15 protein-coding genes are annotated in these 12,945 nt (G+C 72.6%); 6 read left to right on the forward strand and 9 right to left on the reverse strand.

From position 1 onward, the window contains the following. Positions 1–12: 12 nt before the first annotated feature. Together N912_RS67180 and N912_RS0144820 are read left to right on the forward strand one after the other, a co-directional pair. Positions 13–174, forward strand: a complete 162-nt coding sequence (locus N912_RS67180; protein WP_084211951.1) for an SDR family oxidoreductase — start codon at positions 13–15, stop codon at positions 172–174. After that, entirely contained in the window at positions 171–644 is a 474-nt protein-coding gene (locus tag N912_RS0144820; RefSeq protein WP_028927588.1) for a hypothetical protein, read from the forward strand. Before N912_RS67180 ends, N912_RS0144820 begins: the two co-directional genes overlap by 4 nt. 100 nt (positions 645–744) lie before the next feature. Here the strand turns inward: N912_RS0144820 and N912_RS0144825 are convergent, their stop codons facing one another. The 9 genes from N912_RS0144825 to N912_RS58650 form a co-directional block, all read right to left on the reverse strand. Next, positions 745–2,103, reverse strand: coding sequence for an MFS transporter (locus N912_RS0144825; RefSeq protein WP_028927589.1), 1,359 nt, complete (start codon positions 2,101–2,103; stop codon positions 745–747). 25 nt (positions 2,104–2,128) lie between these two features. Further along, on the reverse strand, positions 2,129–3,334 hold the full coding sequence (locus N912_RS58635; RefSeq protein ID WP_051581677.1) for an NAD(P)/FAD-dependent oxidoreductase: 1,206 nt from the start codon (positions 3,332–3,334) through the stop codon (positions 2,129–2,131). Between the two features lies 1 nt (position 3,335). Continuing rightward, complete coding sequence (rd, locus tag N912_RS58640) at positions 3,336–3,521, reverse strand: rubredoxin (protein ID WP_037070013.1); 186 nt, start codon at positions 3,519–3,521, stop codon at positions 3,336–3,338. A gap of 219 nt (positions 3,522–3,740) precedes the next feature. Beyond that, positions 3,741–4,061 carry a hypothetical protein gene (locus tag N912_RS0144840; RefSeq protein WP_211261620.1) on the reverse strand — a complete coding sequence of 107 codons (321 nt, stop codon included), beginning with the start codon at positions 4,059–4,061 and terminating at the stop codon, positions 3,741–3,743. Beyond that, entirely contained in the window at positions 4,040–4,906 is an 867-nt protein-coding gene (locus N912_RS0144845) for a DUF3891 family protein (protein WP_028927591.1), read from the reverse strand. The genes N912_RS0144840 and N912_RS0144845 overlap by 22 nt, the downstream gene beginning before the upstream one ends. Positions 4,907–4,917: 11 nt before the next feature. After that, the gene (locus tag N912_RS0144850; protein ID WP_028927592.1) at positions 4,918–5,379 is read right to left on the reverse strand and encodes an aromatic-ring-hydroxylating dioxygenase subunit beta; all 462 of its coding nucleotides are present in this window, start codon (positions 5,377–5,379) and stop codon (positions 4,918–4,920) included. Next, positions 5,372–6,586 carry an aromatic ring-hydroxylating oxygenase subunit alpha gene (locus N912_RS0144855; RefSeq protein ID WP_028927593.1) on the reverse strand — a complete coding sequence of 405 codons (1,215 nt, stop codon included), beginning with the start codon at positions 6,584–6,586 and terminating at the stop codon, positions 5,372–5,374. Before N912_RS0144855 ends, N912_RS0144850 begins: the two co-directional genes overlap by 8 nt. 17 nt (positions 6,587–6,603) lie before the next feature. Then, positions 6,604–7,680: a zinc-dependent alcohol dehydrogenase gene (locus N912_RS58645; protein ID WP_051581678.1), complete on the reverse strand. Its 1,077-nt coding sequence runs from the start codon at positions 7,678–7,680 to the stop codon at positions 6,604–6,606. After that, a complete protein-coding gene (locus N912_RS58650; protein ID WP_037070016.1) occupies positions 7,677–8,312 on the reverse strand; it encodes an isochorismatase family protein in 636 nt (211 codons plus the stop codon). Before N912_RS58650 ends, N912_RS58645 begins: the two co-directional genes overlap by 4 nt. A 224-nt stretch (positions 8,313–8,536) precedes the next feature. Between N912_RS58650 and N912_RS0144870 the strand changes: the two genes are divergently transcribed. Genes N912_RS0144870 through N912_RS0144885 form a run of 4 tightly spaced genes read left to right on the forward strand, consistent with a single transcriptional unit; the run spans position 8,537 to position 12,945 of the window. Then, positions 8,537–9,286, forward strand: coding sequence for an SDR family oxidoreductase (locus tag N912_RS0144870; protein ID WP_028927594.1), 750 nt, complete (start codon positions 8,537–8,539; stop codon positions 9,284–9,286). A 17-nt stretch (positions 9,287–9,303) separates the two neighbouring features. Then, complete coding sequence (locus N912_RS0144875) at positions 9,304–11,655, forward strand: xanthine dehydrogenase family protein molybdopterin-binding subunit (RefSeq protein ID WP_028927595.1); 2,352 nt, start codon at positions 9,304–9,306, stop codon at positions 11,653–11,655. Next, entirely contained in the window at positions 11,652–12,473 is an 822-nt protein-coding gene (locus N912_RS0144880) for an FAD binding domain-containing protein (protein ID WP_028927596.1), read from the forward strand. Before N912_RS0144875 ends, N912_RS0144880 begins: the two co-directional genes overlap by 4 nt. Next, positions 12,466–12,945 (forward strand): (2Fe-2S)-binding protein, encoded by a 480-nt coding sequence (locus N912_RS0144885; RefSeq protein ID WP_028927597.1) that lies wholly within the window; start codon positions 12,466–12,468, stop codon positions 12,943–12,945. Before N912_RS0144880 ends, N912_RS0144885 begins: the two co-directional genes overlap by 8 nt.

Genomic DNA, 12,945 nt, shown 5'->3' on the forward strand with positions numbered 1-12,945 from the left:
CGCGTGCGGCGCATGCCCAAGGAGCACCTCGACCTGCAGCTCGAACGCATTCCGCTCGGGAGGTTCAGCACCCCGAGGGACGTGACGCGAACCTACCTGTTCCTGCTCGGCGACGACGGCTCCTACTACACCGGCCAAACCCTCTCACCCAACGGCGGAGACGTGATGCCATGAACGACCAGCGCGCCAAACCATGGGCCGACGTCATCCCCGAGCACGACCTCGCCAGCTTCGGGCGTGGTTTCGACCGGCAGGACAGGCCGCTGGCCGCGGGTGCGCGTCCGGCAGTCGTGGTCGTCGACATGGCCCGCGCCTTCGTCGACTCGACCTACCCGATGGGCTGGAGCGCGACCGGCTACCCCGGTGAGCCCACCAGGGACGGGTCGTCGAGGTGGTACACCGCGAAGTACCCTGTGCGGGCCCTCGACCGCCTCGAACCTGCGTGCGCACACGACGCCCGTCAGCGCGGCCAGGCGGGGAAGGTGCTCCTCGTCGCACCAGGCGTTGAACTCGTCCTCGATCGCGTCGTCGATGTTCATTCCGATGAGGTAGAGGGCGTTCGCGTTCGTCGGGGAGATCGCGCTTCGTACAGCCGGACGGATGCACTTTTCCCGACGATCCTCCTGGACCACGGCGACAGGTGACACCCCGATATGCCGAGGTAACCCTCGGTCCGGAGGGCTTCGATGCCGTCGAGGTCGTACAGGATCGCGGCGGTGTTCGGCACGCCCGAGGCGCGCGATTCTACGAGGACGGCGTGGGGGCGAGATCCGCGTCTCTGGTCTCGGGGCCGAGGCGGGCGCCGATCGCGGTGAGCACGCCGCTGAGGACGATGAGCACGACCGGGGTGTAGACGTACGGCATGATCGAGGAGAGCCCGAGCATGTAGAAGCTGTAGCAGGACGGGATGATCAGCGAGTAGCTGAAGGCCACGCCGTAGCCGGAGGCGCGCACCCTGGTCGGGAAGGCCTCCAGCAGGTAGACGGTGGCCACCCCGTATGGCGACACCGAGATCACCAGGCAGGCCGTGTAGACGGCCATGGCCAGGACGAACTGGTCGCCGGCGCGCAGCAGGGCGATGGCGGCGAGGAAGCCGATCGCGGACGCGGTCGCGGTGGCCACGCCGGACAGGAACAGCACCCGCCGCCGGCCGTGGCGTTGCCCGAGGTGGCCGAACACGAGGTAGCCGGCGAACAGCGCCACGTTGGAGACCAGCAGCGCGGCGGTCACCGCGTCCGGGTCCTGGCGCAGGTGCGTGATGAGCAGCCCGGACATCGGCGAGATGATCGCCTGCACGGCGAACCAGAGGCCGCTCATCAGCACGAACACCTGCGCCAGCCGCCGCGCGTTGGGCCCGGCGAACAGCTGCCGCAACGGCGTCGCCTCCGTCCGGGCGGCCGACTCCGCGCGCCACACCTCGGACTCCTCGATCGACCGGTAGAAGTACCAGAAGAACGCCACCCCGAGCAGGCCGCCGACGAGGAACGGGATGCGCCAGCCCCACTGGGTGTACGGCGAGTCCAGCCCGGCGGCGGGCAGCAGCGCCAGCAGCGGCAGGGTGACCAGCGAGATCGCGATGTAGCCGATCGGGTACGCGGCGGCGATGACGGCGCCGACGATGCCGCGCCTCGGCTTCGGGCAGGACTCCAGGGCGAGCGGGTTGGCGCTGGTGTACTCGCCGCCCATGAAGATCCCGCCGACCAGCCGCAGGACCATCAGGCAGGCCAGGGCGCCGTACCCCCACGCCTGGTAGCCGGGCAGCGCGGCCATCAGGAAGGTGGCGACGGTGAAGCCGGCGACCGCGATCAGCGTGGACGTGCGCCGGCCGATCTTGTCGCTGAGCACGCCGAAGATGGTCGAGCCGATCGGCCGGCCGATCAGGGTCACCGCGAACGTGAGGTAGAACAGGGTGGTCTTCAGCGCGCCGGAGATGTCCGCCGGCTGGAAGTAGTGGATGGCCGGGGCGAGGGCCACCACCGGCAGGTAGATGTCGAAGTAGTCCACGGCGAACCCGAGGAACGCGGCGCGCGCGGCCTTCTTGGACTTCGGGGGCATGGGTTCGGCGGCGGTAGGAACGCGCGCGGGGGCCTGTGTGTGCTCCATTGCAGTGAGGCTCCTGTTCGGGGGGTCAGGTGGTGGCGAGCGCGGCGTCCAGGTCGGTGCGCCGCGAAGCGATCAGGTCCCGCGCGGTGGCGAGGTCCGAGGGGCGGCCGGAGGTCAGCGCGGCTACCAGGCGGCCCTGGCGCAGGTACCAGACGGTGAACCGGCCGGCGGCGAGCGAACCGGTGACGCGCTCGGCGTCCCAGTCGACGGCCGGGCCGACGTACTCCAGCCGCGCCCAGTCCGCCAGGTCGGTCCAGAAGTAGGGGATCTCCCGGTGCGGGGTCGGGTCGCCGAGCAGCCCGCGCGCGGCGGTCGCGCCCTGGGCCGCGGCGTGGTGTTCGTGCTCGACGCGCAGCCGGCGGCCGTGCACCACGCTGTGGTACTCGCAGACGTCACCGGCCGCGAACACGTCGGGTTCGCTGGTGCGCAGGGTCTCGTCGCAGGCGATGCCGCCGGTGGGGCCGATCCGCAGGCCGGCCTTGGCGGCGAGCTTGGTGTCCGGGACCGCGCCGATGCCGACCACCACCAGGTCCGCCGGCAGCCGGCGCCCGGACACCAGCCCCACGCCGTCCACCCGGCCGTTGCCGGTGAACCCCGCCACCTGCTCACCGCACAGCAGCTCGACGTCCCGCGCGGCCAGCAGCCCGGCCAGGTGGTCGCCGACGCCCGCGCCGAACGCCTCGGCCAGCGGCGCCCGCTCCGGCATCACCATGGTGACCCGGGTGCCGAGCGCGGCCAGCGACGCCGCGACCTCGGTGGCCAGGAACGACCCGCCCACCAGCACCGCCCGGTCCGCGTCCTTGGCTTCCGCGCGCAGCTTGTGCGCGTTGGCGGGGACGCGCAGGTAGTGGATGCCGCCGGAGAGCGAGCCGGCCGGCAGCCGGCGCACCATCGCGCCGGTGGCCAGCAGCGCCCGGCCGTAGCGCAGCACCGTCCCGTTCGCCAGGGTGGCGGTGTGCGCGGCGGTGTCCAGGGACAGCACGGCCGAGCGGGTGTGCAGCCGGACGTCGTTGTCGGCCCACCAGTCAGCGGGGTGCACGGCGAGGTCATACGCCTCCGCGTCCGGGCCGAGCAGTTGTTTGGTAATCGGCGGCCGGTGGTACGGCGGGTCCAGCTCGCGGGTGGCGAGCGCCATCGAGCCGTCGAAGCCCCGCCGGCGCAGCTCGGCGGCGGCGGACGCGGCGGCCACTCCCCCGCCGATGAGCAGGACGTCGACGTGGGTGTCTGTCACGTCAGGCCTCGTCGTAGGGCTCGAAGTCGGACTTCGCGGCCCCGCACACCGGGCACACCCAGTCGTCCGGGATGTCCGCGAACGCGGTGCCCGGCGCGATGCCACCCTCCGGGTCGCCCTCGGCCGGGTCGTAGATCTCCCCGCACGAGACGCAGATCCACTTCTGGGTCAGCGACGCCGTCTTCATCTCACTCCTCCGTATCGTCTTGATCGGAGGGTTGTTCACGAATCGCCTTCGGCGATCAAACCGCCGATCCAGCCGCTCGGACGGACCTACGGCCCGCCCTCGCGTCAGGAGCGTAAACAACCCTCCGGATCGTCTTGATCGGAGGGTTGTTAACGAATCGCCTTCGGCGATCAAACCGCCGATCCAGCCGCTCGGACGGACCTACGGCCCGCCCTCGCGTCAGGAGCGTGAACAACCCTCCTGGTCGTCGGTACTGCCGCCCGCCCAGCGGGTGCGGCTGGGGTCGAGCAGCGGGGCGAGGTCGCGGTGCCGGGCCCAGGCCAGCGACTCCAGTTCGAGCGCGTCCAGCTCGACGGCCTGGCGGGTGCGCAGGTCCTCCACCCGCAGCGCGGCGCGGCCGGGGCCGGAGGCGCGGACGCTGACCGCGACGACGGCGAACTCGTTGCGGACCACCAGCCGGTCCGGGTCGGGCTCCAGCGCGGCGAGGATGTCGTCCAGCGGCATCCCCTCGGCGCCGCTCACGCCTTCGTGAACCGGCATTCCAGGTCCACCCGCCGCGCGCCGGCCAGCGCCTCGACCACCCGCTCCCGGTCGGGATACGCCCGGTCCGGGATGGCCCGCGCGGCCAGGCTCACGGTCACCTCGCCGTCGAACGGGAACGGGTCCACCGCGACCACTCCGGGCCGGACGGGGGTGAGCCGCATCTCGACCCGGGACCCGGCGATCCGGGACGGCACGAGCTGGATCACCCGAGGGCCGGGCGCCTGGTCGATGCTCTTCAGCGTGCCCGCCAGCGGCACCGAGGGGGTGTCCGCCGGGGTGATGTCGGCCAGCGAGACGTACAGCGAGAACAGGTCCCACACCTGCAGCAGGTCGTAGTGGTACCACAACCGCGCCTCGAAGTCGCTCCGGATACCGTCCTTGACCAGCGACTTCTTGGTCTCGGCCCAGCGCCGCTCCTCCTCGGCGACGTGCTTCTCCCTGATCTCGTCCAAAGGGGTGGTCATCGGCTTGATCCCGACGCCGCCGGACTGCATGCCCCACCGGTTCCGGTACAGGCCGGTCCAGTGCATGCTGACCAGCAGCCCGGCGTAGGCGTCCTCGCGGTAGATCCGGTCCACGCCGCGCTGGTAGAGCGGCAGGTGCTCCTCCAGCGGGATCTCCAGGAAGTGCAGCGGGCGCGCGGCGTCGGCGTTGAACAGCGGCTCAGCGTCGGCCTCGCGCCAGCCGTCGTCGTGGCGCGCGGTGCCGAGCCGGACGTGCTCGCGCATGGTCGGCGCGGCGAAGTCGGCGTTGCCCCAGCGCAGGGTGAACTCGCCGGCCAGCCGGCCGTGTTCGTTCTGGTCGACGAGGACGAGGTCCCCGCCGCGCCTGGTGACGAGCATGGTCGTTCCCTTCAGATCAGGAGGCTGAGGTTGCCCAGGAGGCCGTCGTTGTTGATCAGCTCGACCTTCTTCAGCGCGATCAGCAGCTCGCCGCCGTCGCGGCGCAGCCGATAGCGGTAGTGCCCGGCGTGCTGGTGCTGGCGGCCGGAGCGGTACTCGGCGACCAGGAAGGCGGCGTGGACCTCGAGCTCGGACCGGTGCTCGGCGACCACCTGGATGTTGGTCACCAGGTGCGCGGTGCGCGAGCGGGGTTCCTGCGCGTAGGCCAGGCCGCTGTCCAGCCGCCACACCCGCTCGGCGAGGAACTGCGCGTTGTCGTGGACGATCGACACCTCGCGGTTCGGGTCCGTGTCGTCCGCGCCGGAGGGGATCCAGTAGAGGGCGTCCGGGGTGAACAGCTTGCGCCAGCCCGAGTAGTCGCGGGCGTCCAGCAGCGCGGCCTCGGTGTAGAGGAACCGCTCAACCTCACTCATCCCCGGCCTCCATCAGCTCCAGCCACCGGCGCAGGTAGGCGCGCTGCGGCACCTCGTCGGAGGAGCGGCCGATGCGGATGCCGGCCTCCTCGTCGACCACCTCGCGGTGCAGCCCCCGGGCCATCAGCGCCCAGTCCGCCGAGCTGGCCGAGCACTCGATGCCCCGGGTGACCCGGTCGAAGCCGACCTCGATGTCGTCGGTGGAGCCGAACCCGGACGGCCCGTAGAACACCTCGTGGTCGCGCAGGATGCGGGCGCGGGTGGCGTCGTCGGCGTCCTTGGGCAGCAGCGGGTAGAGGTAGACCCAGGTCTCGTCCACCGCGCGGGGCACCACCAGCCGCAGGTGCGCCCCGACGAAGGCCAGGCTGGGGAACACGTTGAGGTTGAACGGGATCAGCTCGCCGATCGCGATGGCGTGCGCGTTCTGCCCGGCGTCCTCCAGCCGCCCGTACTCGTGCACCGCGTGCCCCCGGCCCAGGTCGATGCCGCGCCAGTCCGGGTTGGTGCGGACGTTCTTGACCCACGGGCTGCTCCGGCCGGTGCGGTCCTTGAGGATGTCCAGCCAGCTCTTGTGGGTGAACGAGAAGTGGTACGGGTCGATGGTGTTCTCGATCTGCAGCTTCCAGTTGCCCCGGTAGACCAGCTTGTGCGCGCCGGAGACCAGCTCGGGGCCGCCGTCGCCGACCGACGCGATGAAGTCCAGGTAGCGCCGCGCGTTGCCGAGGTAGGCCGGCAGCGGCTCGATGCCGGGATCCAGGCTGGCGAACACGAACCCCCGGTACGACTCCACGCGCGGCACGTGGACCAGTCCCATGGCGCGCTTGTCGAAGCCGTCGCCGTAGCCGTCGTCGAACGGCACCCCGACCAACTCGCCGGACGAGCCGTACGTCCAGCCGTGGTAGGCGCAGCGGAAGTACTTGGCGTTGCCCACCTCGCGCTGGCACACCGCCGAGCCCCGGTGCCGGCACCTGTTGAACATCACGTTGATCTCGCCGCCGTCCGCGCCCCGGTTGACGATCACCGGCTGGCGGCCGAGGTAGGCGGTCTTGTAGTCGCCGCCGGCCGGGAGCTCCGTCTCGTGCGCCAGGTACACCCACGTGTGGGCGAACACTTGGGCCAGCTCACGGGCGAAGATGTCCGGGTCGCGGTAGATCCGGCCGCTGACGTGCCAGTCGTCGGTGATCAGCGGCTCTTTCGCGGTGGTCACGTCACGCCCCTCCAGGGTCAGCTCAGGTCCGGCAGGACGATGGATCGGATGGACGTCGGGTCGGCGGCGTTGGCGTGCAGCGCCTCCTCGGTCCGCTCGATCGGGTAGCGGCCGGTGCACAGCCGCTCCAGCGGGTAGCGGCCCGACTCGATCAGCCGCAGCGCGGGCGGGACGGCGCTGCTCGGGCGGCCTCGGACCCCGCGCAGGGTCAGGACCTTGCGGTTCAGCGTGTCCACCAGGGCCTCGGCTCCCCCGCCGCCGCCCTTGGCCAGCCCGACCTGGACCACGGTGGCCCGGTCGCCGGCGGCGGCCAGCGCGGTGTCCAGCGCGGCGGCCGAGTCGGCGGCGTTGATCACCGTGTCGGCCAGTCGGCCGTCGGTCAGCTCTTCGAGCTGCTCGACCGCGTCGGTGGTCAGGACGTGGTCCGCGCCGAGGGCTTTGGCCAGCTCCAGCCGGGGTCCGTCCTCCGGGCGGCCGATCACCACCACGGTGCCGGCGCCGGCCTCCCTGGCGCCGATCACGCAGGCCAGCCCGTGCGAGCCCGGCCCGATGATGACGGCGGTCCCGCCCGGGCGCAGCCCGCCGACCGAGGCCACCCAGTCCAGGCCGTTGGACAGCGGGATGTAGAGCTGCACCAGCTCGGCGGGCGCGTCCGGGGCGACCTTGTGCACGATCGCCTGCGGGTGCAGGTACAGGTAGTCGGCGTAGCCGCCGTAGAGGCCCGACCCGCTGTGGATGGACTTGCCGCCGTACCGGAACACCCGGCACATCTGGTACGCCCCCGCCAGGCAGGACCGGCAGGTGCCGCACGGCAGGTACTCCTCGACGACGATCCGGTCGCCCTCGGACACGCCCCAGCGCGCGCTCGCCTGCGCCCCGATCTCCACCACGGTGCCGACCAGCTCGTGCCCGAGCACGCACGGCAGCTCGTAGAACGGGTTCACGCCGTGGTAAGCCGCCACGTCCGTGCCGCACACCCCGGTGGCCTCGATCCTGAGCAGGCCGTCGTCCGCGCCGATGACCGGCAGCCCGAACTCCTCGATGGTCAGCCGGCCGGTCTCGTGCAACACCGCGCCCCTGCTGGTCCCGGTCATGCGCGGAGCACCGCCTCGGCCTCGGAGACGTCCACCACCTGGCCGTACTTGGCCTGGATGTCGAACAGGGCCGCCTCGTGCGGGCCGGACGCCCTGTCCACCACGGCATCGCGCGGCACCAGCACCCGGTAGCCGTGCTGCAGCGCGTCCACCACCGTCGCGCGCACGCACCCGGACGTGGTCGCGCCGGTGACGACCACGCCGTCTCGGCCGTGCACGGCCAGGAACGCGGCCAGGTCGGTGCCGAAGAACCCGGAGGCGAACAGCTTGCGCAGCACCGGTTCGCCCGGCTCCGGCGCGACCCGCTTGTCGATCTCGGCCCACCGGCTGCCGGCGGCGCACTCCCGCAGCGCCGGCATCTTCTCCAGGAACGGCGCCGCGATGGCCGTCGACGCCTCGTCGTACTCGATCCTGGTGAACGCCCTCGGCACCCCGGCGGCGCGCGCGGCGGCGAGCAGCCGGGCGACCTGCTCGACCGCCTGGTCGACCTGGCCCGCCTCGCAGCCGAGCGCACAGTCGGTGTCGGTGAAGCCGTAGGTCAGGTCCACCACGACGAGCGCCGGGCGCCGGATCGGGGCCTGGCGCGCCCCGATGCCACGCTCCCGATACAGCTCGGCGGCAGTAACTGGCATCACACTTCGCTCCCGTTTCGTATACAACTTGCCACTTCTACAAGGCAGTCCGAACGTCTTGCGGCGAGCCAAACAGAATTCTATATTCGGTTATCGTGACCGCAGGCACAGCTCGTGTCAACAGGTAAGGCTCGATCGACCACTCACCGGCCGGGCGGCACACGCTGGATCGAACGACGACCGTTGTATACAGTTCTGCGACCGCAGGGACGCGAGGAGGCGCCATGACACTGGCCGGGCGGACGGCACTGGTCACCGGGGCGGCGAGCGGCATCGGCGCCGCCTGCGCGCGCCGGCTGGCCGAGCGGGGCGCCGAGGTGGTGGTGCTCGACGTGCGCGCCGAGGACGCCGGGAAGGTCGCCGCCGAGGTCGGTGGCCGGGCGCTGGTCGTCGACCTGGCGGACCTGGCCTCGGTGGACGACGCGATGGCCGGCCTGGACGCGGACATCGTGGTGAACAACGCCGGCATCCAGCACCTCGCGCTGGTGCACGAGTTCCCGCCCGAGGAGTTCGGCCGGCTGCTGGACGTGATGGTGCAGGCGCCGTTCCGGATCGCGCGGGCGCTGCTGCCCGGCATGTACGCCCGGGGATGGGGCCGGTTCGTGCACGTCACCTCGATCCGGGGGGTGCGCGGCGACCGCCGCAAGGCCGGGTACGTGGTGGCCAAGCACGGCGTGGAGGGCCTGTCCAAGACGATCGCGCTGGAGGGCGCCGAGCACGGCGTCACCTCGAACTGCATCAGCCCGGCCTGGGTCCGTACCCCGCTGACCGACGACCTGGCCAGGCGCCAGGCGGACATCCACGGCTCCACACCCGAACGGATCGTGCGCGACGTGATGCTCGGCGGCGCGGCGATCAAGGAGCTGATCGACGCCGACGAGGTCGCCGAGCTGGCGCTGCACCTGTGCTCGCCGGCCGCCCGGCACACCACCGGCACGTCCATCCCGCTCGACGGCGGCTGGCTGGCCGGATGACCGCCCAGGGAGGGCACGTGACACGGCAGTACGGCATCGGCGCCCACGTTCCGCGCCGCGAGGACGCGCGGCACCTGGCCGGGCGCGGCTCGTTCACCGCCGACCTGCGCCTGCCCGGGCTGCGCGAGGTGGCGTTCGTGCGCAGCCAGGTCGCGCACGGCCGGCTGGTCTCGGTGACCGGCCCGCCGGACGCCGAGCCCGGCGAGGTGTGGACGGCCGCCGACCTGCGCGGGCTGGCCGAGCCGCTGACCGCCACGTCGACGCTGCCCGGGTTCCGCGCCGCGCCGCTGCCGAACCTGGCGACCGGCAAGGTCCGCTACGTCGGCGAGCCGATCGCGCTGGCCATCGCCGACACCCGGGCACAGGCCGAGGACCTGGCCGGCTCGGTCGTGGTGGACGTCGACCCGCTGCCCGCCGTCGCCGACTTCCGGGCCGCCCTGGACGGCGCCACCCTGGTGCACGACGACTGGCCGGACAACGTGGTGGCCACCACCGCCGGCGACATCGGCGACGTGGACGCGGCGGCCGGGCACGCGGCGGTGACGATCACCCGCGAGTACCGGCTGAACCGCCAGGCGGTGGTCCCGCTGGAGACCCGCGCGGTCGCCGCCCACTACGACCGGTCGGCCGACCAGCTCACCGTGTGGTCGTCCACCCAGACCCCGCACATGATCCGCGACATGATCGCGCTGCAGCTCGGCATCGAGGGCCGGCGGGTGCGGGTGGTCGCCCCGGACATGGGCGGCGGCTTCGGCGCGAAGTGCTCGGTCTACCCCGAGGAGATCACGGTGGCCGCCGTCGCGATGCGGCTGGACCATCCGATCCGCTGGGTGGAGGACAGGTGGGAGGGCATGGTGGCCTCCACCCAGGCCCGCGACCACCACTACCGGATCACCGCGCACGCCGCCGCGGACGGTGAGCTGCTGGGGGTCGAGGCGGACATCGTGGTGGACGGCGGCGCCTACTCGGTGCACCCGTGGACGGCCACGATGGACGCGACCATGGCCTCGGCGATGGTCCCCGGCCCGTACCGCCTGCGGAACTACCGGTTCCGGACCCGCAGCGTGGTCAGCAACAAGACGCCGTCCGGGCCGTACCGGGGCGTGGCGCGACCGGCCGCCTGCTTCGCCATCGAGCGCACCCTCGACGAGCTGGCCCACGAGCTGGGCATCGAGCCGCACCTGATGCGGATCCGGAACATGGTGGCCCCGGCGGACATGCCGTACACCTCGGTCGCGAACAAGGTCTACGACAGCGGGGACTACCCGGAGGCGGTGCGCCGGGTCGCCGCGCTGATCGGCCACGAGCGGTGGCGGCAGCGGCAGGCCGCCGTGCCGCGCGACGAGCGGCGGCGGATCGGCATCGGGTACGGCTCGTTCACCGAGCAGACCGCGCACGGCTGCATCGAGTGGGCGTCGCGGGGCCTGGCGATCACGATCGGGATCGAGGGCGCCCGGCTGGCCATGGACGCCACCGGCAGCTTCACCCTCGCGGTGGGCATCAAGAGCCACGGCCAGGGCTCGGAGACCACGCTCGCGCAGGTGGTGAGCGAGGTGTTCGACGTCGTGCCGGAGAAGGTCACCGTGCTGCATGGCGACACCGCGCTGACCCCGAGGGGCGACGGCACGTTCGCGTCCCGGTCCATGGTGATGGCCGGCGGCGCCACGGCCGGCGCGGCGCGGGCGCTCGCGGACAAGGTGCTGCGCATCGGCGCGGTGCTGCTCGGCGAGCCGGTCGGTGACCTGTCGTTGCGCGGCGGGGCGGTGCACGGGCGGCGGGGCTGCGTCGGCTTCCCCGAGCTGGCCAAGGAGTTCCTGTTCACCCCGGACCACGTGCCCGAGGTAGAGCCCGGGCTGGAGGCCACCCACCACTACCGGCCGGAGGTGCAGACCGGCGCGTTCACCTACGCCACGCACGCCGCGGTCGTCGAGGTGGACCTGGACACCGGCCAGGTGCGGCTGCTGGACTACGCGGTCGCCGAGGACTGCGGCACGGTGGTCAACCCCGGCATCGTGCACGGCCAGATCGTCGGCGGCGTGGCCCAGGGCATCGGCACCGCGCTGCTGGAGGAGCTGCGCTACGACCCCGACGGCCAGCCCACGTCCACCAGCTTCCTGGACTACCTGCTGCCCGGGCCCGGGGAGGTCCCGGAGATCAGGATCGCGCACCTGGCGACGCCGTCGCCGTACACCGAGTTCGGCGTGAAGGGCGCCGGCGAGGGCGGCGCGATCGCCCCACCGGCCGCCATCGGCAACGCGGTCACCGACGCGCTGCGCGAGTTCGGCGCCGCCGTCACCGAGACGCCGATGACCCCGGCCAGGGTGTGGGAGACGCTCGACCGCGCGCGGACCGCGGTGATGGCCAGGTGAAACCCGCCGACTTCTGCTACCACCGCCCGCGCGAGGTCGACGAGGCAGTGCAGCTGCTGCACGAGCTGGACGACGCCAAGGTCATGGCGGGCGGCCAGAGCCTGCTGCCGATCATGAACATGCGGCTGGCCGAGCCGGCGCACGTCGTGGACATCACCGCCGTGGCGGCGCTGCGGGCCTGCGACACGGACTCGTCGTGCGCCCGGTACGGCGCCACGACCACGCACATGATGTTCGAGGACGAGCTGGTCCCTGACGTGACCGACGGGCTGCTCGGCCGCGCGGCGGCGGGCATCGGCTACCGGGCGATCCGCACCAGGGGCACGGTCGGCGGCAGCCTCGCGCACTCCGACTCCAGCGCGGAGTGGCCGACGGTGCTGTCCGCGCTGGACGCGGTGGTGCACGTCGTGTCGGTGCGGGGCGCGCGGCGGATCCCCGTGCGCGAGCTGCTGCTCGGCTTCTTCTCCACCGCGCTGGAGCCCGACGAGCTGATCGTCGCCGTCGACGTGCCCCGGCTCGGGCCGGACACCCGGTGCGGGCTGTACAAGCTGGCCCGCAAGCCCGGCGAGTTCGCCGAGTCCCTGGCCGTCGCGCTGGCCCGCCCGGCCGGCACCGAGCTGTGGCTGGGCGCCGCCCGAGCCACCCCCACCCGGCTGATCCACGCCGAGAGCCTCCTCACCGGCGGCGGACTACCGGAACTGCCCGACCTGGCCGACGCCGTGCTCGCCGACACCGGCGTCGGCGGGCATCCCGGCCAACTGCACGCCGTCGCCGTGCACCGCGCGCTGCGCGCAACCGAAGGGACGCCCGATGCCTGACGTCACGATCCGGCTCACGGTGAACGGCCGCCCGCGCACCGCCACCGTGCCCGCCCGCACCTCGCTGGCCGACCTGCTCCGCGACCACCTGCACCTCACCGGCACCCACCTGGGCTGCGAGCAGGGCGTCTGCGGGGCGTGCACGGTACGGCTCGACGAGCTGCCGGTGCGGGCCTGCCTGACCCTGGCCGCCGCCTGCGACGGCAGCGAGGTGGTGACCGTCGAGGGGCTCGACGACCCGGACGCCGACCGGCTGCGGGCCTGTTTCTCCCGGGAAGGTGGACTGCAGTGCGGCTTCTGCACCCCCGGCATGCTGGTGTCCGCGCACGACCTGGTGCGCCGCCGGACGGTGCTGGACAGGGACGAGCTCTGCCTGGCGCTGGCCGGCAACGTCTGCCGCTGCACCGGGTACCTCGGCATCGTGCGCGCGGTCGGCGCCGCCATCGCCGAGGGCATCGAGGCCGAGGCCTGA

This window comes from Actinospineispora acaciae DSM 45401 (assembly GCF_000620785.1).
Classification (GTDB): domain Bacteria; phylum Actinomycetota; class Actinomycetes; order Mycobacteriales; family Pseudonocardiaceae; genus Pseudonocardia; species Pseudonocardia acaciae.

Excerpts from the sequence above, each read along its gene's own strand:
- N912_RS67180 (WP_084211951.1), top strand. The coding sequence starts at position 13 with ATGCCCAAGGAGCACCTCGACCTGCAGCTCGAACGCATTCCGCTCGGG.
- N912_RS0144820 (WP_028927588.1), top strand. The coding sequence starts at position 171 with ATGAACGACCAGCGCGCCAAACCATGGGCCGACGTCATCCCCGAGCAC.
- N912_RS0144825 (WP_028927589.1), bottom strand. The coding sequence starts at position 2,103 with ATGGAGCACACACAGGCCCCCGCGCGCGTTCCTACCGCCGCCGAACCC.
- rd (WP_037070013.1), bottom strand. The coding sequence starts at position 3,521 with ATGAAGACGGCGTCGCTGACCCAGAAGTGGATCTGCGTCTCGTGCGGG.
- N912_RS0144840 (WP_211261620.1), bottom strand. The coding sequence starts at position 4,061 with ATGCCGGTTCACGAAGGCGTGAGCGGCGCCGAGGGGATGCCGCTGGAC.
- N912_RS0144845 (WP_028927591.1), bottom strand. The coding sequence starts at position 4,906 with ATGCTCGTCACCAGGCGCGGCGGGGACCTCGTCCTCGTCGACCAGAAC.
- N912_RS0144850 (WP_028927592.1), bottom strand. The coding sequence starts at position 5,379 with ATGAGTGAGGTTGAGCGGTTCCTCTACACCGAGGCCGCGCTGCTGGAC.
- N912_RS58645 (WP_051581678.1), bottom strand. The coding sequence starts at position 7,680 with ATGACCGGGACCAGCAGGGGCGCGGTGTTGCACGAGACCGGCCGGCTG.
- N912_RS58650 (WP_037070016.1), bottom strand. The coding sequence starts at position 8,312 with ATGCCAGTTACTGCCGCCGAGCTGTATCGGGAGCGTGGCATCGGGGCG.
- N912_RS0144870 (WP_028927594.1), top strand. The coding sequence starts at position 8,537 with ATGACACTGGCCGGGCGGACGGCACTGGTCACCGGGGCGGCGAGCGGC.
- N912_RS0144885 (WP_028927597.1), top strand. The coding sequence starts at position 12,466 with ATGCCTGACGTCACGATCCGGCTCACGGTGAACGGCCGCCCGCGCACC.